We start from the raw sequence: 18,796 nt of genomic DNA on the forward strand, positions 1-18,796 counted from the left end.
TTGAAATGAAGAAATTTCTAACGATAATCGGTATTTTATTTGTACTAGGAGTAGTAGGTGTCTTTGCATTTACGAAAATCGACTTTAACCGCATGAACGCCAGCAATTATTATTTACAAATTACAGAGGATGGGGTGCAGCATGACACCAAGCTAGATGATGGTTCAGTGATGACCTACTATTCTTATAAACTAGATGCTACAAATGCAGATGGGGAAACAATCCCGCTTGAATTCACTGCACATAAAAATCTTCGAAAAGATGCCTATTTGAAAATGTACGTAAAAAATGGTGATCAAGTATCGTCATATGATGAAGTAAAATTGGAAGATATTCCGAAAAAAGCACAAAAAAAATAAGAAAGAAGGGCTGTCTCCAATAGTAAGTGGAGTACAGCCCTTTTCTCATAATAGTATAGTAATCGCGGTTCCCTTATTTTCAACACTTGTCAAATCAATTTTCCCATTATGAGCTAGTATTATATCTCTTGCAATAGCCATTCCTAAACCAGTACCATGTTTACTAGTAGTATTGGTACCTCTATAGTAGCGTTCAAAAACCTGTTTTAGATCTTTAGAGGGAATACCACGACCATTATCGGCAATTGTAATTTGGGTATGAAACTCTGAAGCTGTGGATATGTTGCTTGATATTTGCTCTTGTCCACATTGTGGATAAATATTATTAATTTGTATTTTCACGACGACTTTTTCATCGTTATGCACAAGTGCATTGTAGATAAAGTTAAAAATTGCCCGTTTCAGTAATTTTTTATCCACTTTATGCACTGCTTTGTCCACATTTGCCTCAAATTCAACCTGTCGATAACCAAATTGTGAATCATTTAATAGCTCTATGGTCATTTCACGTATAAACCCAACAATATTCACATCTTCAAATTGTAAGGGCAGTTGTTGATTGCGTAAGCGCATTGTTAAATTTAGGTCATCTAATAAATCTTTCATAAACATAGACTGTCGATTGATAATAGATGTATACTCATGTACTTCTTGTGGTGTTAAATCTGTGACGTTATCTTTCATCAATTCTGTATAACCATGAATTGAAGCAAGTGGCGTCTTCATGTCATGAGAAACATTGCTAATCCATTCCTCTCGCATTTGGTCGAGTTGATCACGTTCTTTTTCATACTGATCTAATTTTACGGATAGTTCATTCATATTGTGAAATACCTCTTCATAAACGCCCTTAGGTATAGGCATTTTTTTAAAGCGTCTTTCACGAAGTTGTTGAATTCCTTCTATTAAAGTATTGAGTGGAGTTGTTAACCTTTTTCCAAATAATAAGCCAATAACTAATGCAATAATTATATCCACGATTAAAAAAAGTAAGAGTAAGATATTAATGTATTTAAATACTTTTAAATAATCATAGGTCAATACATAGCGACTAATTCCTCTATCTTTCACACCTATCAAATAGCTAAAGTCGTAGGCTTCGCCGACAAAAACAGTTGTCTCACCATCTACTTCTTTGTACTTATACATTTGAACAATTTCAATCGGAGAATACTCATTTAGTAAAGTTTCGGGTGTATAATAAGCAGCCACTTGCTCACCCTTACTATTCAAAAACTGTACCCATGCCTTCATGTCTTGTAGTTGTTCTAACCCTTCTTTGTTAACCACTGGTTTGTCATTTTGTATTACTACATATTGTGAAAAAGTTCGGCTAAAGTTCTCTGCAGATACATCCTCTGTCCCGAAACTATACATTGATCGAAAACTGAGTAAGCCGAAGAGTAAAATTGTATTTACAATCCCTACGATTACAACAATTGTAACAACGGATCCTAAAAAGCGCCGTGTCAATTTCCACTTCATCTTCCCTCACCCCTTGGTATGTAATTTATAACCAAGCCCTTTAACAGTTAATATAAACGAAGGATTTGAAGGCTCAACCTCAATTTTTTCACGTAAACGACGAATATGTACCATCACTGTGTTATCGGATCCGAAAAAATCATCTCCCCACACATGTTCAAATAAAGTTTCCTTGCTCAAAATTTGATTTGAATGATGCATAAAACAGCTCATCAGCCCAATTTCTTTAGCTGTGAGCTCTAACGTTTTGCCATCCTTTTTCACTTCTGTTTCATTAGCACTAAGCTCAAAAGGACCAACTTGTAAACTTTTCGGAGCAAATTTTTCCTCTGAAAAGTTAATACGTCTCAGCTGTGCTTTCACCCGATAAGCAACTTCCCTCGGACTGAATGGCTTGGTAATATAATCATCTCCGCCTATCGCCAGCCCTAAAAGCTTATCGATTTCCTCATCCTTCGCCGATAAAAATAAAATTGGCACATTGGACACTTCACGAATTTGTTTGCATAAATCATAGCCCTCGCCATCAGGAAGCATAATATCTAGCAATACAAGAGCAGGATTAAACTCCTGAAATTTTGCCCAACCATCTGCCACTGTCCCAGTCGTTATAGTATTTGTAATGCCTTCTTTATGTAAAACTTTTTCCATGAGACGTGCCAAATCTTCCTCATCGTCAATAATTAAAATACACTGATTACTAGCCATTCTTCAACCTCCCAAACAACAATCATTACCTACAGTATAGAGTAATCTATAATTCCTTCGCAAAATATAAGGTGGAGGGAAACTCATTTCTATGGGGAGCCCCAAATTAAAGTGCAACGAGCTATTCTTCGTGACGATATGAGGGATAGCTCATTTTGTGTTAAATGTTTTTAAGTGAATAGGAATACAGTATCGAATTGTTTAAGAACCTGGTATCAAATGAAAAAAAGTCCAAGGAGATTGCTTCAGAAACGAAGCTTTACCCTTGGACTTTTGAAATTGGATTGTCTTTAAGGAACGACTAAATTGCCCAGTCTCCATTACGGAAAATTGGAACGATGGTGCCATCTTTTTTGATGCCATCAATATCCATTTTGTTAGAACCAATCATGAAATCAACATGAACAATAGAAGTATTCATGCCGTTTTTTAACAATTCTTCTTGACTCATTTTTGTCCCACCTTGAATCGTAGTAGGGTAAGCAGAGCCAATTGCTAAGTGATTAGATGCATTTTCATCAAATAGTGTATTAAAGAAAGTAACTCCCGATTGAGAAATCGGAGATGGGTCCGGAACAAGTGCTACTTCACCTAGTCCTGTACCACCTTCATTGTCAAAAACTAATTTTTTAATCGTTTCATCTCCTTTTTCAGCAGAAATATCCACGATTTTGCCATCTTTAAAGTGCACTTCAATACCTTCAATTAATGTACCAGCGTAGCTTAGTGGTTTGGTGCTGCGTACTACACCTTCCATGCGATGTGTATCTGGAGCAGTGAAAACCTCTTCCGTAGGCATGTTAGCAATAAACTCTTCCCCTTTAGGGTTATAACTTTCAGCACAAGCCCAAATATGGTTTTTTGGTAAACCTAAAGTTAAATCAGTACCTGGTGCAGTGTAGTGTAAAGCATCGAATTGTGCTTCATTCAATTTCGCTGCTTTTTCATTTAATATTTTCTTATGTTCGTCCCAGGCAGCAATTGGATCTTCTGTATAGACACGGCTAGATTTGAAGATTTGGTCCCATAATGCATCAACTTGTTCCTCGGAAGTTGCCAAGTTAGGGAATACTTGTGCAGCCCAACCAGCTCCAGCAGCAGCCGCAACTGTCCATTTTAAATCATCATTTTGAGTTGCAATGCGTTGTGCATGGAACGCCTTTCCTGCTACATTTTGGTAGGCAGCAATTTTAGCAGGATCAACTTCATTTAGTATGCCTGGATCACTTGATACAATAGAAAGTCGGCTCACGCGATGATTTAATACATGGTCTTCGGATTCTTGAATTTCGTAATCAGGAATGTCGGTCAACACTTCTATAGGTTGGTGTAAATAATGTAATTTACTAATTTCGTCATCTGACCATTTGATAATGACCTTTTCAGCACCTAAGTTATAAGCCTCTTTGGTGATTAATTGGGCTAATGGAGCTTGATCGACAGTGATGGTCATTTTAACCCAATCACCGGGTTGTACATTGATTCCTTTTGCAACTAGTAGTTTTGCATATTTCTGTAAGTTTTCATTAAAGTTAGCTAACATTATTTTTCCTCCAATAATTTGTCGTTATTAACTATTCTATCATGCTTAAACTGAAACATCTTTATTTATATGTAAAAAGTGTCTGAATGTTGCGCCCAATATACCTGTTCGCTATGATAGAAATGAAAATCTATTTTAAACAGGAGTGATATGTTTGTATCGTAAAGTAGAGGATTTTATAGAAGATTGGACAACTTCGGCAGAAGGTACATTAAATATTTTCAGAGCGATGACAAATGAAAAGTTAGACCAAGCAATTGTGGAAGGACATAATACGCTTGGTTGGTTAGCTTGGCATTTAGTTGGGGCTGCGGGAGCATTTGGTCATTTTGCAGGCTTAGAAATTCCTGGACCTGGACGAGATGAGGCGATACCAACAGATGTATCAGAAATTGTAAAGGCTTATGAAAAAGCTGTCGATGCATATAAAATAGAGGCGGCTAAGCTGACAGATGAAATGTTGCTGGAAGAAATCTCTGGATTTGTTGGACCAATAGCGCGCGGAAAATTTTTACGTGGCTTTATTGACCATCAAACACATCACCGCAGTCAGATGACGGTATTACTAAGACAAGCAGGTTTAAAAGTACCAGGCGTTATGGGTCCGACAAAAGAAATGCAATAACTTCAGGTACCACTTTCTAACGCAATTGTATTATGAACGAGAAACAGCTCATACATTGTACAAAAGCAATGATCTCACTGCAAATGAATAGAAAAAATTCAAACACCTCTCTACTGTAAAGTGGAGAGGTGTTTAATATTGAAAAAATATTTGATACAGTGAATGACCATTATTGTGACTATTACGGGGAATCTAACTAGAAACGAAAAGAGAATTTTCGGAATTTTGTGTTGACTTATAGTATTCTAGCTATTAATCTAATATCACATTACTAATTATGTATCTATCGTTTTTAAAGTGTTATACATAGATTTATATTACATTACCTGAGGAGGAATGATGTTTGTATAATCCGCATGTAGAGACAATGGCGCGCAATGAGATGGAATTTCTTCAACTTAAACGGCTACGAGATACGGTTAGGAATGTTTATGAGCATGTTGCGTTTTATCGTAAAAAATTTGAGGAACTCGGTATTACTCCAGACGATATTCAAAGTTCGGTGCAGAGCCTTGGTCGGAAGAAATGCGAGAGAAGCTTGAGCAAACGTTCCATTTGAAAGCAATTGATATATACGGATTAAGTGAAATCATTGGACCGGGTGTCTCCGTTGAATGTCATGAAGCACAAAATGGCTTACATGTGCAGGAAGACCACTTTTACATTGAAGTAATTAATCCTGACACACTTGAACCAGTTGCTGAAGGTCAAGAAGGGGAACTAGTTTTTACAAGTTTAACAAAGGAAGCCCTCCCAATTATTCGATATCGCACAGGTGATATCTCATCCATTACACGTGAGAAGTGCAAATGTGGTAGAACCACAACGAGAATGTCGCGCGTGAAAGGCCGTACAGATGACATGATGATTATTCGCGGGGTAAATGTATTCCCGTCGGAAATTGAACGGATTCTTTTACAGGTAGAAAATTTAGTGCCACATTATCAAATTCATTTATTAAGAAAAGACGCGATGGACTGTGCGGAGCTGCATGTAGAAATTGATAACACTTTATATGAAATGATTGCTGGTGATTTAAGTGATTCGCGGATAACCCAATTGAAAAGCAAAATTCAGAGTTTAATGAAATCGACTTGTTTAGTTTCGATGGATATCGTTTTCAATCGCCCTAAAACGATACCAAGATCGGAAGGAAAAGCGATTCGCGTTGTAGATAACAGAGTTAAAAAGGTAATTGAAGTTTAAGACCACTTAGAAGGAGGAACTAAATTTGTCTCACAATGAGGATGTGTTTGACGTAACTATTATCGGAGGAGGGCCGGTTGGCTTATTCACTGCTTTTTATGCAGGCCTTCGAAATATGTCTTGCAAAATTATCGAAAGCCTCCCGCAGCTTGGAGGACAACTATCAGCGTTATATCCGGAAAAGTATATTTATGATGTTGCGGGTTTCCCAAAAATAACAGCACAACAACTCGTAGATAGATTAAAGGAACAAATGACTCAATTTGAACAAACTATTTGTTTAAATGAAGCGGTGGAAGAGATAGAAAGACAGCAAGACAATTCTTTTAAACTTACGACGAATAAAGAGTCCCATTTTACTAAAACAATCATTATTACTGCTGGAAATGGTGCATTCCAACCAAAGAAGCTAGATCTTGCAAATGCTGCTAGATTCGAAGAAAGCAATCTGCATTATTTCATCAATGATTTACAACAATTTACCGGGAAAAAAGTTCAACTATTTGGTGGCGGAGATTCTGCAGTGGATTGGGCTCTTATGCTGGAGTCGGTTGCGGAAAAAGTAACTTTGGCCCATCGCCGTGATAAATTTCGCGCTCATGAACATACAGTGGAAATGTTGATGGCTTCTACTGTCGATGTACTGACTCCATTCGTTCCTACAGAGTTTATGGGAGAAGAAAAAATTACGCATGTCGTCTTAAGCGAAGTGAAAGGTGCAGAAATGAAGGTCATTGCAGTGGACGATGTTATTGTGAATTATGGTTTCGTATCCTCTCTTGGTCCGATTAAAAATTGGGGATTTAATTTAGAGAAAAACAGCATTGTCGTCAATTCAAAAATGGAAACAAATATTCCGGGAATATATGCTGCGGGTGATATTTGCACATATGAAGGAAAAGTAAAGTTGATCGCAAGTGGATTTGGCGAAGCACCAACAGCGATTAGTAATGCAAAAGTGTATATAGATCCAACATCAAAAGTTCAGCCAATTCACAGTACAACTGTGATGGATAAACCTGAGATAAAAACGGAAAAAGTCTACTAAAAAGAAGAAGGAAGGAAGTACATTATGCCTAAGTTTACGATTGTTGATCAGGAAACGTGCATTGCATGTGGAGCTTGTGGGGCAAGTGCACCTGACATCTTTGATTATGATGATGAGGGACTTGCTTATGTAATTCTTGATAATAATTTTGGAAAGGCTGAAGTACCAGAAGATTTACTTGAAGATTTAGAAGACGCGTTTGAAGGATGCCCAACTGAATCTATTAAAATAGCAAACGAGCCAATTATAACAGAAATGGTATAAAGTAATATATGTTGAATTATCAGAATTTACTTGCAACTTATATAACGTCATAATATAATGACGTTATTAAAATGTTATATCAAGTAACAACAATGCATAACTTAAATAAAGGGGTGACTATACATGTCGAGTGTACAAAGTTCTACGGAAGAATTACAAATGGCTCATTTCATGCAGCGAATAGAAAATGGCGACAAGATTGAAGCGGATGATTGGATGCCGGAAGAATACAGATTGACATTAATTAGACTGATTTCCATGCACGGAATAAGTGAAATAATGGGAGCACTACCTGAGAAAGAATGGGTTCCTAAAGCTCCTTCTCTTTCTAGGAAGCTTGGCATTATGGCAAAGGTGCAAGATGAAATGGGTCACGGTCAGTTGCTTTTACGTGTAACTGAAGACTTATTGGCACCGTATGGGAAAAACCGTGGAGATTTAATGCAAGACTTATTCAAAGGTGATTTGAAATTCCATAATGTTTTCCATATGGAAACGAAAACATGGGCGGATGCAGGCATAATTGGCTGGCTCGTTGACGGTGCAGCTATTATTACACAAACCAATATGCTTGGTGCTTCATACGGACCATATGCGAGAGCATTGCAACGCATTTGTGCAGAAGAAGTTTTTCATGCACAACATGGCGAATCGATTATCATGGCGCTTGCAGAAGGAACAGATGAGCAAAAAGCGATGATTCAAGAATCCCTGAATCGTTGGTGGGAGGCCCTTCTCATGTTCTTCGGACCAGCAAGTAAAGAAACGACGGGTTCTTCGAAACAAGATTTAACGATTAAATATAAAATCCGAACGAAAACAAACGAAGACTTCAGGCAAATCTTTTTTGACAAATACATTCCACGTATTTTATCACTTGGACTCACGATTCCGGATTCCACTCTTCATTTCGATGAAGGAAGTAAACTATGGTCTTATAAGCAACCGGATTGGAATGAATTCAAGAAAATCATTAAAAACGGAGGACCACGTTCACAAGCGCGCCTAAACTTACGCAAAACTTCTTATGAAAACAATGCATGGGTGCGTGAGGCACTAAGCGTGGCAGTTAATTAGAGGAAGGAGTCAGGATAAATGGCGGATGAGAAAACATTTTATCAAGAATATGAAGTTTTTAGTAAGAGAACGCCAAGCTCTGCATTCCAGCACCAATTTAGCTTACTAGCTCCAAATGAAGATATGGCATTTATTTTGGCACAGGAAAATTTCATGCGCCGTGAACCGGTTGCTGACATTTGGATTGTGAATCGAAAGAATATCCGAAAGATGAATGTAGAAGAAAAACAGACACTTGGCAGGCTAGACAATAAAGATTATCGTACGACAAAAGGCTACGGCTACTTAAAGAAAAAATGGCGTCAATACGAGCAGCAAATACTAGATGAAAAAGAGATTCTGTCATGGGGAGGAGAACGTAAATGAGCGAAAACGATTCTATCATGAGCCCAGAATATAAAGAAGCGATAACAAACTTATTATTCCAACTGGCGGACGATGATTTTTTGTATTCCTACCGAGGATCTGAATGGCTCGGACTTGCTCCGCATATTGAGGAAGACGTCGCTTCATCATCTATTAGCCAAGACAGTATGGGGCATGCAGCAATGTACTACAAACTCCTAGAAGATTTAGGAGTGGGTAATGCCGATGACCTTGCCCATTTGCGTAAGGCACATGAAAGAAGAAACAGTATTTTGACGGAGAGAGTGAACGGGGAAGGCTATTATATGGAAACACCTCAATATGATTGGGCCTATCAAGTGGTAAGAAGTTACTTTTACACGCAAGCGAAAAAAGTGAAAATTGATTCGTTAAGTGAAAGTTCTTATAGCCCAATTGCAGAAGCGGCTGTAAAAGTGAAAATGGAACTTTATTATCATAGATTACACTGGGAAACTTGGTTTAAACAATTACTAAGCTCTACGGATGTAGCAAAAAAGAAAATGAACGATGCAATAGAACTCGTTATGGGTGATTTTGGAGATGTATTTTCTTATGGAAACCAAAAACAAGCAATTGAAACAAGTAGATTAATAGCTAGTGAGGAAATGTTGAAAGAAAAATGGAGAGCGGGTATTGAACCAGTATTTAGTTTTCTTCAAATGAAAGTGCCGACGATTCCAGATCTGCCTACTAAAAACGGACGGAATGGCGAACATACAAAAGACTTGGATGAAGCATTACTTACGCTTTCTGAAGTTTACAAACTTGATTCAGTAGCAGTCTGGTAATCCGAAGATGGAAAGAGGTGAGCTGAATGACTGCATCTGTAGAAGTTTCTGTGGGCCGCGTATTGGAAGTACTTAAAAGTGTAAATGATCCGGAAATTGATTCAATCAGCATAGTAGATCTTGGTATGGTGGGAGAAGTCACTACAGAAGGATATAACGTAAAAATAGTTCTACTTCCGACTTTTTTAGGGTGTCCTGCACTCGAAATTATCAAAATGAATACGATGAATGCTGTAAAAAAACTACCAGAAGTGAACGAAGTCGAAGTGGAATTCGTCTTTCATCCGCCGTGGACGTCTGACCGAATAACGGAACAAGGACATGTGAATTTAAGGAAGTTTGGAATTGCTCCTCCACCCCGTCATTTGGAAGAGGACGGCTCATGGCATGTCGATTGTGCGTATTGTGGATCTACTTATGTAACGATGGAAAATATTTTTGGACCGACAGCGTGCAGAAGTATTTTGTACTGTAAAAGCTGTAAAAATGTTTTTGAAGCAATGAAACCTGTTTCTACATTAATGTGAAGTGAGGAGAAGAAAAATGGCTAAATTAATCGCGTTATACAAACATCCCGAAAACAAAGAGGCTTTTGATAATCATTATTTCAACGTGCACGCACCCCTTACGGCAAAAATTCCTGGTCTTCGAGAGATGAAAGTGACGAAAGTGACAGGATCTCCGATGGGGGGAGAAGGAAAATACTATCTCACATGTGAGATGCATTACGATAGTTTGGATGCATTGCAAGAAGGCCTACGTTCACCTGAAGGAAGAGCATCTGGCAAGGACTTGATGGGATTTGCAGGCGATCTTGTTACATTAATGATCGGTGAGGAAGCGTAATGAACAGTTTCGAATTCATTGAAACTTCCTTAACGGGAAACGTAGGGGTTATTGAACTAAATCGTCCCCGGCAGTTAAACTCATTGAATCGGAAAATGGTAAATGAAATTGTCGTTGCGATGGAAGGATTTGACCAAGATGAAAAAGTTCGGGTTATCGTACTTACCGGTAAAGGGCGTGCTTTTTCAGCGGGAGCAGATATAGATGAAATGATGGATGATAATCCAATTAGCCTGGAACAATTAAATCAGTTTGCTGATTGGGATCGTTTTTCACTCATAAAAAAACCAATTATAGGTGCGGTAAAAGGGTTCGTTTTCGGAGGTGGATTTGAGCTTGCGCTTTGCTGTGATTTATTAATCGCTGCAAGCGGTACAGACTTTTCATTTCCAGAAGTTGGCCTCGGGGTGATGCCTGGGGCAGGAGGAACACAACGGCTGACGAAACTTGCTGGACGTACAAAAGCATTGGAGTGGCTTTGGACTGGAGAGCGTATTTCTGCGGAAACGGCTCTTAAACACGCAGTAATCAATAAAATTGTTGCTTCTGAACTATTAATGGAAGAAACGATGAAATTCGCAGATCGACTTGCTAAACAGCCGCCTCTCTCATTGCGCCTCATTAAAGATTCGGTCAACAAAGCAGTGGATTACTCGTTATATGAAGGAATGCAATATGAACGAAAAAACTTCTACCTACTTTTCGGCACACAAGACCAAAAAGAAGGTATGAATGCATTTGTAGAAAAAAGAAAACCGAATTATCAAGGGAAGTAAGGAGGTTGTTACATGTTTGAAACGATTCGTTATGACGTTAAAGACGGTATTGCATGGCTTTATTTAAATAGACCGGAAAAATTGAATGCATTTATCGCACAAATGAATCGGGAAGTGAAAGACGCGATTAAAGTCGCTACGTTTGATGAACAAGTTCGTTGTATTGTCATTTCAGGCGAAGGACGGGCATTTTGTTCTGGTCAGGATTTAGCAGAAGTCGATGAGAATATGGATCATGGTCAAGTGTTAAGAGACCACTACGGACCGATGATTAAGCAAATTAGACAATGTGAAAAACCAATTGTCGCAGCGGTCAATGGGGTAGCCGCCGGAGCAGGATTCAGCCTAGCGCTCGCTTGTGACTTCCGACTTGTTTCGGAACGTGCCAGTTTTTTGAATGCTTTCATACATGTTGGCCTCATTCCAGATTCGGGTAATCTTTATTATTTAACACAGTTAGTTGGTCAGTCTAAAGCTGCAGAGCTATCCATCTTGGGAGAAAAAGTGACAGCTGCTGATTCAGTAGCAATGGGATTAGCGAACAGACTAATTCAATTAGAAACTTGGGAAGAAGACGTTGCCGCATTTGCAGCAAATCTTGCCGCTTTGCCAACAAAAGCAATTGGATTAATCAAGCGTTCCTTGAAAGCGGTTGCGGAACTTTCTTTTGAAGACTACTTGGAGCAAGAAGCACAAGGGCAGCGAATCGCTGGTCTAACAAATGATCATCGAGAAGGTGTCCGTGCATTTATGGAAAAAAGAAAACCTGTTTTTTCAGGAAAATAAGGAGAGCTGAGCACATGACAACAATTGGTGAAAACAAAATGGAGCAAGAAGCGATGAAACGGGAATTTTATCATTTGATTATTAACGGAGAAAAAGTAAAAAGCAGTACAGGAGAAACGATTAAGACATTTAATCCGGCAACAGGTGAACTTGTAGCGGAAGTTGCAAAAGCTTCAAAAGAAGATGCTGAAAAAGCCGTTGCCGCTGCTCGTGATGCGTTTGATAATGGCAAGTGGAAAAAGTCAACAATTGGTCGTCGTGCGCAAGTATTGAATAAAATTGCGGCAATAATGCGTGCTCGTTTCAATGAACTTGTTGAATTGGAAATTCTTGATACTGGAAAATCTCTTCACGCAGCGCAAGGTCAAGTTTCACAAGCAATTGAGGATTTTGAGTTTTATGCTGGTGCAATTGTTGGTCACCGCGGAACAGTTAACAATGTCCCTGGACAATTCCACAACTACACAGAGAAGGAGCCTGTTGGTGTTTGCGCGCAAATCATACCATGGAATTACCCACTCATGATGGCAGCTTGGAAAATCGCTCCTGCTATTGCAGTAGGTTGTTCTGTAATTGTGAAGCCGGCATCACTTACTCCACTTACTGCTATTATTCTTGGGGAAATTTGTCTTGAAGCAGGTGTTCCAGCAGGCGTAGTAAATGTTCTTCCAGGCTCGGGATCTGACATCGGGAACTTTTTAGTGGAACATCCGCAAGTTGATAAAGTAGCATTCACTGGTTCAACCCCTATTGGGAAAGATATTATGGGCAAGGCCTCTCAAACGTTAAAACGGGTTACTCTTGAGCTTGGTGGAAAATCACCGAATCTTGTATTTGAAGATGCGGATATTGAAGCTGCAGTAGATGGCTCTTTATTTGGTATTTTCTACAACTCAGGTCAATCATGTGAAGCCCGTTCTCGTTTATATGTTCACGAAGACATTTATGATGAATTCATGAGCAAGTTTGTTGAAAAAACGAAAAAACTACAGCTAGGAAATCCATTTGATAAAGATACTCATGTCGGCGCTATTATAGATCAAGGTCAACTGGATACAATCGATGGTTACGTTCAATCTGCTCGAAAGGAAGGGGCAGAAATTCTTGTTGGAGGTAATGTTGCAAAGCCAGAAGGATACGGAAATGGATTCTGGTATGAGCCGACGATAATTGCAAACGTAGATCACAATATTACGGTTGTTAAAGAAGAAATTTTCGGTCCAGTTGTCGTTGTGATGAAATTTAAAGATGAAAAAGAAGCTATAAGACTAGCGAACGATACTGAGTTTGGGTTAGGTTCAGCGATTTGGTCAAAAGATGGTGCACGTGCAACACGTGTTGCAAATCAGATCCAGGCAGGAATTGTTATGGTAAACTGTCCATTTTCTGCATTCCCTGGGACACCATTTGGTGGTTATAAGCAATCTGGTTTCGGACGCGAGTTATGTATCGAGACACTAGATCTATACTCTGAAACGAAGAGCATTCTAGCATACTATGGCAGTCGTCCACTAAATCCGTTCGGACTGTAAATAGAAAAGCGCAAGCGCCTATATCTGCCCCGACAGGCAAATGGGGAAAAGCGAGGAGGCAGCTCCCTAGCCACCACAGCTTTTTCACATTTGACCCCGAGGGGCAAGGCGCTGGAGTCTGGACAGATACTACAGAGAAAAGTTTATGCTTTCTTATGTAAAAATAGAGTAGGATTACGGACAGGGATTATTAGAACCCTGTCCGTCTTCTTTCATTATCAAAGGAGGATAACGATGATTAACCATATTGTAATTATAGGTTCAGGTGTGATGGGGAGAGGAATCGCTTATGTAGGATCGGTTGGTGGATATGCTGTGACCCTAGTCGATAATAATGATTCTGCATTACAAAATGCGAAACAAGAAATAGATAGCATTTTTGAGAAAGGTGTTAAGCTTGGAAAAATTTCATCTAAACAAGCGGAACAATCCCGTAGAAATTTGACTTATGAAAGCGACCTTGAAAAAGCGTCTAGTATTGCGGACTTAATTATTGAAGCAGTTCCTGAAAAGATGGAAATTAAAAAACAAGTGTTTGAAACGATAGAAGAATATGCTCCAGCTCATTGTTATTTTGCTACGAATACTTCAACGATGAGCCCAACGGAAATAGCTTCTTTTGGTAAACGTCCTGAGAAAACAATAGCAATGCACTTTTTTAACCCAGTACATAAAATGCCTCTTGTCGAAATTGTTCGGGGATTAGAAACGAGTAATGAGACGGCAGAATTAATTAGAGAAGTAGCTGTACAAATGGGTAAAGAAACTGTCGTCATAAATGAATTTCCTGGGTTCGTAACGAGCCGGATAAGCGCACTAGTTGGCAACGAAGCATTTTACATGCTTCAAGAAGGGCTAGGCACACCCGAAGAAATTGATAAAGCAATAAAGCTAGGGTTAAATTACCCAATGGGACCGTTCGAACTTGTAGATTTAGTCGGACTTGATACGCGGTTGAATAACTTGAAATATTTACACGAAAAGCTTGGGGAGAAGTATCGTCCAGCACCTCTACTAGAGCAATATGTCAAAGCGGGGCGACTTGGAAGAAAGACTGGTAAGGGTGTATACGACTATACAACTGGGGAAGAGTTGGTGACGAAATGAGAGAAGTTGTCATTGTGGATGCTGTCCGTACGCCTATCGGAAGATATAATGGTGCCTTAAAAGATGTGCGACCGGATGATTTAGGAGCTATCGTTATTAAAGCACTTGTTGATCGAAATCCTAAGCTTTCCCCAGAAAAAATTGAAGAAGTAGTTTTCGGAAATGCAAATCAAGCGGGTGAAGATAATCGGAACGTTGCACGAATGTCTGGATTGTTAGCTGGCTTACCAGTCGAAGTCGCAGGCACGACTATTAACCGTCTGTGTGGGTCGGGACTTGACGCTATCATGTACGCAGCTAGAGCAATTGCAGTCGGTGAAGGAGATATTTACATTGCAGGGGGTACTGAAAGTATGACTCGTGCCCCACTTGTTATGGCAAAGCCAGATAAAGAATTTCCGCGTGGCAATATGGAACTGCTAGATACAACGATTGGCTGGCGTTTTACAAATAAAAAACTAAAAGAAATGTACGGTGTAGACACGATGCCGCAAACAGCAGAAAACGTTGCACAGAGGTATCATATAACTCGGCAAGATCAGGATTTATTTGCTTTCGAAAGTCAGCAACGTGCAAAAAAAGCAATAGAAGAAAATCGTTTTGCTGAAGAAATTGTTCCTGTTATCTATAAGGACCGAAAAGGCAATGAAATCATTGTAGATCAAGATGAACATCCACGTCCTGATACTACGCTTGAGAAACTTGGAAAACTAAAACCATTATTTGAAGGCGGTACCGTTACGGCAGGCAACGCTTCAGGTGTAAATGACGGTGCGGCTGCTTTACTACTGATGAGTGCCGAAAAAGCGAAAGAATTGAATTTAAAGCCTTTAGCAAAATATGTTACGGGAGCGACTGCGGGACTTGAACCTTCTGTTATGGGGCTAGGGCCAATTTTTGCTTCTAGAAAAGCTTTGAACCGTGCAGGATTGTCAACTAAAGACATTGGACTCGTAGAATTGAACGAAGCATTTGCTTCCCAATCACTGGAGTGCATACGCCAGTTAGACTTAGATACTGAAAAAGTAAACGTCAATGGCGGAGCAATCGCATTTGGACACCCCTTAGGTGCAAGTGGTGCTCGCATTGTTACAACACTTTTATATGAAATGAAGAAAAAAGACGTTCAGTTCGGATTAGCCACGATGTGCATTGGTGTAGGGCAGGGAATTGCAACGATTTTTGAACGTATACCAGAATAAGAAGTTGAATAAGGCTGCCCTTCAAGAGTCAGTACTCTTTTTAAACATAAAGGAAGAGTAACAGAGAGAGTGTGGTAGTCTTTTAATCGAAAAGGAGCTGACAAAATGACAACTGTCTTACTAAGAAAAGAAAACAATATTGCGTATGTCACTATTAATCGTGAAGATGCATTGAACTGTTTTAATTATGAAACATTGCATGAGCTTCAAAAAGTGGTTGATGCGATTTCGCTTGATGCGGAAGTAAGAGTAGTCATTTTTACTGGAGCAGGTGACAAATCATTTAGTGCAGGTGCTGATTTAAAAGAGCGAAAAACATTGAAGGAAACAGAAGTTCGAAGAAATGTGAAAGCGATTCGTGATGTGTTCAACAACATTGCAAATCTCCCACAGCCGACGATTGCTGCTGTAAATGGATATGCATTCGGTGGTGGTTTTGAATTAATGATTGCATGTGATTTTTCCGTTGCAGCTGAAGGAGTGAAAATGGGTCTAACGGAAACGAGTTGGGCTATCATCCCAGGTGCGGGCGGGACGCAAAGACTTCCAAGGCTAGTTGGAGAAATGAAAGCGAAGGAACTAATCTTCACTTCAAGGAAATTCACAGCAGAAGAAGGAGTTCACCTTGGGGTAGTTTTGAAAACTGCGAAGAAAGAAAACCTTCTTGAGGTTTGTGAACAACTTGCATATGAAATGATGGGAAATGGTCCTGTGGCGATTAAGCAAGCAAAATATGCAATTACGCAAGGGATGAATACCGATTTGCAAACTGGACTCGCAATTGAATCTAAGGCATACGAATTAACAATTCCAACAGTAGATCGAATGGAAGCACTACACGCATTCAGCGAGAAAAGAAAACCAATCTTCTTAGGGAAGTAATCAGTGTACTGTATTCGAGAATTGTTTTTAAACAGATAATAAGGACCAAGTATTAAGTTAAGGGTATCTTGGCTTGAAATAATTTTGCATATCACCATTATTTAGTCTTTCTATTGTGAGAAGCTTGATATGTGGTTTTCATAGAGACAAAAAGTAGAGGGGAATTTCCACGATTTCCTCCCTACCATTTCAATCATTCTAGAAAATCGTTGACAAAGGCGACACTCCTGCGGGAACAGCGGTAGCCGAAGACACCGCAGCCCAGCGGGGGAGTATAAGGCACGCCCGCGGAAAGGGAGCAATTTCAACGATTTTCTTATTTATTGGACAACCACAACTCATAAAGTCGAATTACCCTAAATGTAGGGGTCTTTACTTTCTTATAACAAAATAATGAAAGAAGAAAAGAAGCGTGATATATTGTTAGGTAGGAAAAAAGAAAGAGTGAGTCTATATGTCGAATACGCAATCAATGATATTTACAATATACGGAGATTATATCCGTCATTACGGCAACAAAATTTGGATTGGGAGCTTAATCCGATTATTGAAGGAATTTGGCCATAATGAACAGTCGGTGCGGGTAGCTGTATCAAGAATGATGAAACAAGGGTGGCTCGAATCCGAGAAAAAAGGAAATAAGAGTTATTACTTTCTGACTGAACGCGGAGAAGCACGGATGGAAGAAGCTGCGATTCGGATTTTTAAATTGATGCCAAACGATTGGGATGGAAAGTGGCGTATGCTTATGTATACCATTCCGGAAGAAAAAAGACAAATCCGTGATGAACTCCGAAAAGAGCTTTTATGGAGTGGATTTGGAAGCTTTTCCAATGGGTGCTGGATTTCGCCGAACAATCTTGAAAAAGAAGTACAGTTTCTTATTAAAAAATATGAAATACAAACTTATGTAGATTTCTTTGTATCGGAATACAAAGGGCCGCAAGCAAACAGAGAGCTTGTTGAAAAAAGCTGGCCACTTCAAGAAATCGATGGGAAATATAAAGAATTTATTTCGACCTATAGCGAACAATATATTGTTCATCAAAGTATGATAAACGATGGACGGATGACAGATGCAGAGTGTTTTGTGGAACGGACTAATCTCGTACACGAATACCGAAAATTTCTCTTTACTGATCCTGGGCTTCCAAAAGAATTACTCCCCGAAATTTGGAGTGGCAACCATGCAGCTCTGTTATTTGAACAATATTATAAATTGTTGGCACAGTCTGCAAGCAAATTTTTTGAAGAAGTATTCCAAGAAGATAATGATATGCGTCGGAAAGACAAAGGATATGATGCAGATGATCATCCGCTTCTTATGGATTAACAACTTTCGACGTGTTAATAAAAATCTGACGTCTTAAACCTAACAACTTTATGAAAGTTTCACAAGTTATCTCTTACAATTTGAGAAGTGGTTGCTTTCATAAATGAATCTGTTGCTCTTCGTGTAGTAGTGGTTGCTTTCGTCATGCCAATGGTTGCCCTTTTCTTGTTTTACCCTTTATATTCCCGACCAAATAGAAAATGCAGCCAAGATTTGATTCTTGGCTGCTGCTATACTATAGATAGTGTTTATTATTTCATTTGCATGTATTATTTCTTTTCTTCGTTTTGAAAAATTTCTCTATAGTCATACCCTTTTTGAACATAAGTATTAATCGATAGTTGGATAATCTCGAAATCCTTTTCGTTTAACTCTCTAACTACCTTTCCTGGCGAACCAACGACTAGTGAGCGGGGAGGAATTTTCTTTCCAGGTGGTATTAATGTGTTGGCACCGATAATGCACTCTTCCCCAATTTCGGCATGATCCAGAATGGTAGAACCCATCCCAATAATTGAACGTTTCCCTACCTTACAGCCATGTAGAATGACATTATGTCCAACAGTGACTTCATCTTCTACTACAACTGGCGCATCCTCATATAAATGAATGGTCGAATTGTCCTGAATGCTACATTTTTTACCTATTGAAATCAATCCTTCGTCTCCTCGTAGAACCGCATTAAACCAAATCGTAGATTCTTCTCCAATTTGAACCTCTCCAATAATTTTGGCTCCTGGTGCAACAAAAACAGTGGGATCTAACTTAGGTTTTTTCCCTTTATACGAAATAATCATAAATTTTCTCCTCGCTTTTAAAATTATCGGAATTGTTATTCTATT

General features: G+C 39.1%; 20 protein-coding genes and 1 pseudogene. 17 read left to right on the forward strand and 4 right to left on the reverse strand.

What is annotated here, in order from left to right; translation table 11 throughout:
- The first annotated feature begins 5 nt into the window (after positions 1–5).
- The gene (locus ACFVR1_RS07815) at positions 6–359 is read left to right on the forward strand and encodes a YxeA family protein (RefSeq protein ID WP_387582620.1); all 354 of its coding nucleotides are present in this window, start codon (positions 6–8) and stop codon (positions 357–359) included.
- Positions 360–404: 45 nt separating this feature from the next.
- Here ACFVR1_RS07815 and ACFVR1_RS07820 read toward each other — a convergent pair whose 3' ends face one another.
- The 3 genes from ACFVR1_RS07820 to ACFVR1_RS07830 form a co-directional block, all read right to left on the reverse strand.
- The gene (locus tag ACFVR1_RS07820) at positions 405–1,844 is read right to left on the reverse strand and encodes a sensor histidine kinase (protein WP_387582622.1); all 1,440 of its coding nucleotides are present in this window, start codon (positions 1,842–1,844) and stop codon (positions 405–407) included.
- A 6-nt stretch (positions 1,845–1,850) separates the two neighbouring features.
- Positions 1,851–2,552 (reverse strand): response regulator transcription factor, encoded by a 702-nt coding sequence (locus tag ACFVR1_RS07825; RefSeq protein WP_387582625.1) that lies wholly within the window; start codon positions 2,550–2,552, stop codon positions 1,851–1,853.
- Between the two features lie 301 nt (positions 2,553–2,853).
- Positions 2,854–4,095, reverse strand: a complete 1,242-nt coding sequence (locus ACFVR1_RS07830; RefSeq protein WP_387582628.1) for an aminopeptidase — start codon at positions 4,093–4,095, stop codon at positions 2,854–2,856.
- A 154-nt stretch (positions 4,096–4,249) separates the two neighbouring features.
- Between ACFVR1_RS07830 and ACFVR1_RS07835 the strand changes: the two genes are divergently transcribed.
- The 16 genes and pseudogenes from ACFVR1_RS07835 (at position 4,250) to paaX (ending at position 17,954) form a co-directional block, all read left to right on the forward strand.
- Positions 4,250–4,720 (forward strand): DinB family protein, encoded by a 471-nt coding sequence (locus ACFVR1_RS07835; RefSeq protein ID WP_387582630.1) that lies wholly within the window; start codon positions 4,250–4,252, stop codon positions 4,718–4,720.
- A gap of 471 nt (positions 4,721–5,191) precedes the next feature.
- Positions 5,192–5,926: pseudogene (locus ACFVR1_RS07840) on the forward strand (phenylacetate--CoA ligase family protein); the annotation flags it as partial.
- A 25-nt stretch (positions 5,927–5,951) separates the two neighbouring features.
- Complete coding sequence (locus ACFVR1_RS07845) at positions 5,952–6,974, forward strand: NAD(P)/FAD-dependent oxidoreductase (RefSeq protein ID WP_387582632.1); 1,023 nt, start codon at positions 5,952–5,954, stop codon at positions 6,972–6,974.
- A 24-nt stretch (positions 6,975–6,998) separates the two neighbouring features.
- Entirely contained in the window at positions 6,999–7,238 is a 240-nt protein-coding gene (locus ACFVR1_RS07850) for a ferredoxin (protein WP_387582635.1), read from the forward strand.
- A gap of 123 nt (positions 7,239–7,361) precedes the next feature.
- Positions 7,362–8,315: a 1,2-phenylacetyl-CoA epoxidase subunit PaaA gene (gene paaA / locus ACFVR1_RS07855; protein WP_387582638.1), complete on the forward strand. Its 954-nt coding sequence runs from the start codon at positions 7,362–7,364 to the stop codon at positions 8,313–8,315.
- 18 nt (positions 8,316–8,333) lie between these two features.
- Positions 8,334–8,681, forward strand: coding sequence for a 1,2-phenylacetyl-CoA epoxidase subunit PaaB (gene paaB / locus ACFVR1_RS07860; protein ID WP_387582641.1), 348 nt, complete (start codon positions 8,334–8,336; stop codon positions 8,679–8,681).
- The gene (paaC, locus tag ACFVR1_RS07865; protein ID WP_387582644.1) at positions 8,678–9,490 is read left to right on the forward strand and encodes a 1,2-phenylacetyl-CoA epoxidase subunit PaaC; all 813 of its coding nucleotides are present in this window, start codon (positions 8,678–8,680) and stop codon (positions 9,488–9,490) included. The genes paaB and paaC overlap by 4 nt, the downstream gene beginning before the upstream one ends.
- 26 nt (positions 9,491–9,516) lie before the next feature.
- Entirely contained in the window at positions 9,517–10,017 is a 501-nt protein-coding gene (gene paaD / locus ACFVR1_RS07870) for a 1,2-phenylacetyl-CoA epoxidase subunit PaaD (protein WP_387582647.1), read from the forward strand.
- A gap of 16 nt (positions 10,018–10,033) precedes the next feature.
- Complete coding sequence (locus tag ACFVR1_RS07875; protein WP_387582649.1) at positions 10,034–10,336, forward strand: EthD family reductase; 303 nt, start codon at positions 10,034–10,036, stop codon at positions 10,334–10,336.
- Entirely contained in the window at positions 10,336–11,112 is a 777-nt protein-coding gene (locus tag ACFVR1_RS07880) for an enoyl-CoA hydratase/isomerase family protein (RefSeq protein ID WP_387582652.1), read from the forward strand. The genes ACFVR1_RS07875 and ACFVR1_RS07880 overlap by 1 nt, the downstream gene beginning before the upstream one ends.
- A 12-nt stretch (positions 11,113–11,124) precedes the next feature.
- Complete coding sequence (locus ACFVR1_RS07885; RefSeq protein WP_387582654.1) at positions 11,125–11,898, forward strand: enoyl-CoA hydratase-related protein; 774 nt, start codon at positions 11,125–11,127, stop codon at positions 11,896–11,898.
- Positions 11,899–11,912: 14 nt separating this feature from the next.
- The gene (locus ACFVR1_RS07890; protein WP_387582657.1) at positions 11,913–13,430 is read left to right on the forward strand and encodes an aldehyde dehydrogenase family protein; all 1,518 of its coding nucleotides are present in this window, start codon (positions 11,913–11,915) and stop codon (positions 13,428–13,430) included.
- A gap of 234 nt (positions 13,431–13,664) precedes the next feature.
- A complete protein-coding gene (locus tag ACFVR1_RS07895; RefSeq protein ID WP_387582658.1) occupies positions 13,665–14,537 on the forward strand; it encodes a 3-hydroxyacyl-CoA dehydrogenase in 873 nt (290 codons plus the stop codon).
- The gene (locus ACFVR1_RS07900; RefSeq protein ID WP_387582660.1) at positions 14,534–15,739 is read left to right on the forward strand and encodes a 3-oxoadipyl-CoA thiolase; all 1,206 of its coding nucleotides are present in this window, start codon (positions 14,534–14,536) and stop codon (positions 15,737–15,739) included. Before ACFVR1_RS07895 ends, ACFVR1_RS07900 begins: the two co-directional genes overlap by 4 nt.
- 105 nt (positions 15,740–15,844) lie before the next feature.
- Positions 15,845–16,621: an enoyl-CoA hydratase-related protein gene (locus tag ACFVR1_RS07905; protein ID WP_387582663.1), complete on the forward strand. Its 777-nt coding sequence runs from the start codon at positions 15,845–15,847 to the stop codon at positions 16,619–16,621.
- A 454-nt stretch (positions 16,622–17,075) separates the two neighbouring features.
- A complete protein-coding gene (gene paaX, locus ACFVR1_RS07910) occupies positions 17,076–17,954 on the forward strand; it encodes a phenylacetic acid degradation operon negative regulatory protein PaaX (protein WP_387582666.1) in 879 nt (292 codons plus the stop codon).
- Between the two features lie 269 nt (positions 17,955–18,223).
- Here paaX and ACFVR1_RS07915 read toward each other — a convergent pair whose 3' ends face one another.
- On the reverse strand, positions 18,224–18,751 hold the full coding sequence (locus ACFVR1_RS07915; RefSeq protein WP_387582668.1) for a gamma carbonic anhydrase family protein: 528 nt from the start codon (positions 18,749–18,751) through the stop codon (positions 18,224–18,226).
- Positions 18,752–18,796: the final 45 nt, after the last annotated feature.

The organism is Psychrobacillus sp. NPDC058041, from assembly GCF_042885655.1.
In the GTDB taxonomy this organism is placed as follows: domain Bacteria; phylum Bacillota; class Bacilli; order Bacillales_A; family Planococcaceae; genus Psychrobacillus.

Excerpts from the sequence above, each read along its gene's own strand:
- paaC (WP_387582644.1), top strand. The coding sequence starts at position 8,678 with ATGAGCGAAAACGATTCTATCATGAGCCCAGAATATAAAGAAGCGATA.
- paaB (WP_387582641.1), top strand. The coding sequence starts at position 8,334 with ATGGCGGATGAGAAAACATTTTATCAAGAATATGAAGTTTTTAGTAAG.
- paaX (WP_387582666.1), top strand. The coding sequence starts at position 17,076 with ATGTCGAATACGCAATCAATGATATTTACAATATACGGAGATTATATC.
- ACFVR1_RS07830 (WP_387582628.1), bottom strand. The coding sequence starts at position 4,095 with ATGTTAGCTAACTTTAATGAAAACTTACAGAAATATGCAAAACTACTA.
- ACFVR1_RS07880 (WP_387582652.1), top strand. The coding sequence starts at position 10,336 with ATGAACAGTTTCGAATTCATTGAAACTTCCTTAACGGGAAACGTAGGG.
- ACFVR1_RS07915 (WP_387582668.1), bottom strand. The coding sequence starts at position 18,751 with ATGATTATTTCGTATAAAGGGAAAAAACCTAAGTTAGATCCCACTGTT.
- ACFVR1_RS07875 (WP_387582649.1), top strand. The coding sequence starts at position 10,034 with ATGGCTAAATTAATCGCGTTATACAAACATCCCGAAAACAAAGAGGCT.
- ACFVR1_RS07905 (WP_387582663.1), top strand. The coding sequence starts at position 15,845 with ATGACAACTGTCTTACTAAGAAAAGAAAACAATATTGCGTATGTCACT.
- ACFVR1_RS07825 (WP_387582625.1), bottom strand. The coding sequence starts at position 2,552 with ATGGCTAGTAATCAGTGTATTTTAATTATTGACGATGAGGAAGATTTG.
- ACFVR1_RS07815 (WP_387582620.1), top strand. The coding sequence starts at position 6 with ATGAAGAAATTTCTAACGATAATCGGTATTTTATTTGTACTAGGAGTA.
- paaD (WP_387582647.1), top strand. The coding sequence starts at position 9,517 with ATGACTGCATCTGTAGAAGTTTCTGTGGGCCGCGTATTGGAAGTACTT.
- ACFVR1_RS07820 (WP_387582622.1), bottom strand. The coding sequence starts at position 1,844 with ATGAAGTGGAAATTGACACGGCGCTTTTTAGGATCCGTTGTTACAATT.
- ACFVR1_RS07900 (WP_387582660.1), top strand. The coding sequence starts at position 14,534 with ATGAGAGAAGTTGTCATTGTGGATGCTGTCCGTACGCCTATCGGAAGA.
- ACFVR1_RS07895 (WP_387582658.1), top strand. The coding sequence starts at position 13,665 with ATGATTAACCATATTGTAATTATAGGTTCAGGTGTGATGGGGAGAGGA.
- paaA (WP_387582638.1), top strand. The coding sequence starts at position 7,362 with ATGTCGAGTGTACAAAGTTCTACGGAAGAATTACAAATGGCTCATTTC.
- ACFVR1_RS07850 (WP_387582635.1), top strand. The coding sequence starts at position 6,999 with ATGCCTAAGTTTACGATTGTTGATCAGGAAACGTGCATTGCATGTGGA.
- ACFVR1_RS07890 (WP_387582657.1), top strand. The coding sequence starts at position 11,913 with ATGACAACAATTGGTGAAAACAAAATGGAGCAAGAAGCGATGAAACGG.
- ACFVR1_RS07885 (WP_387582654.1), top strand. The coding sequence starts at position 11,125 with ATGTTTGAAACGATTCGTTATGACGTTAAAGACGGTATTGCATGGCTT.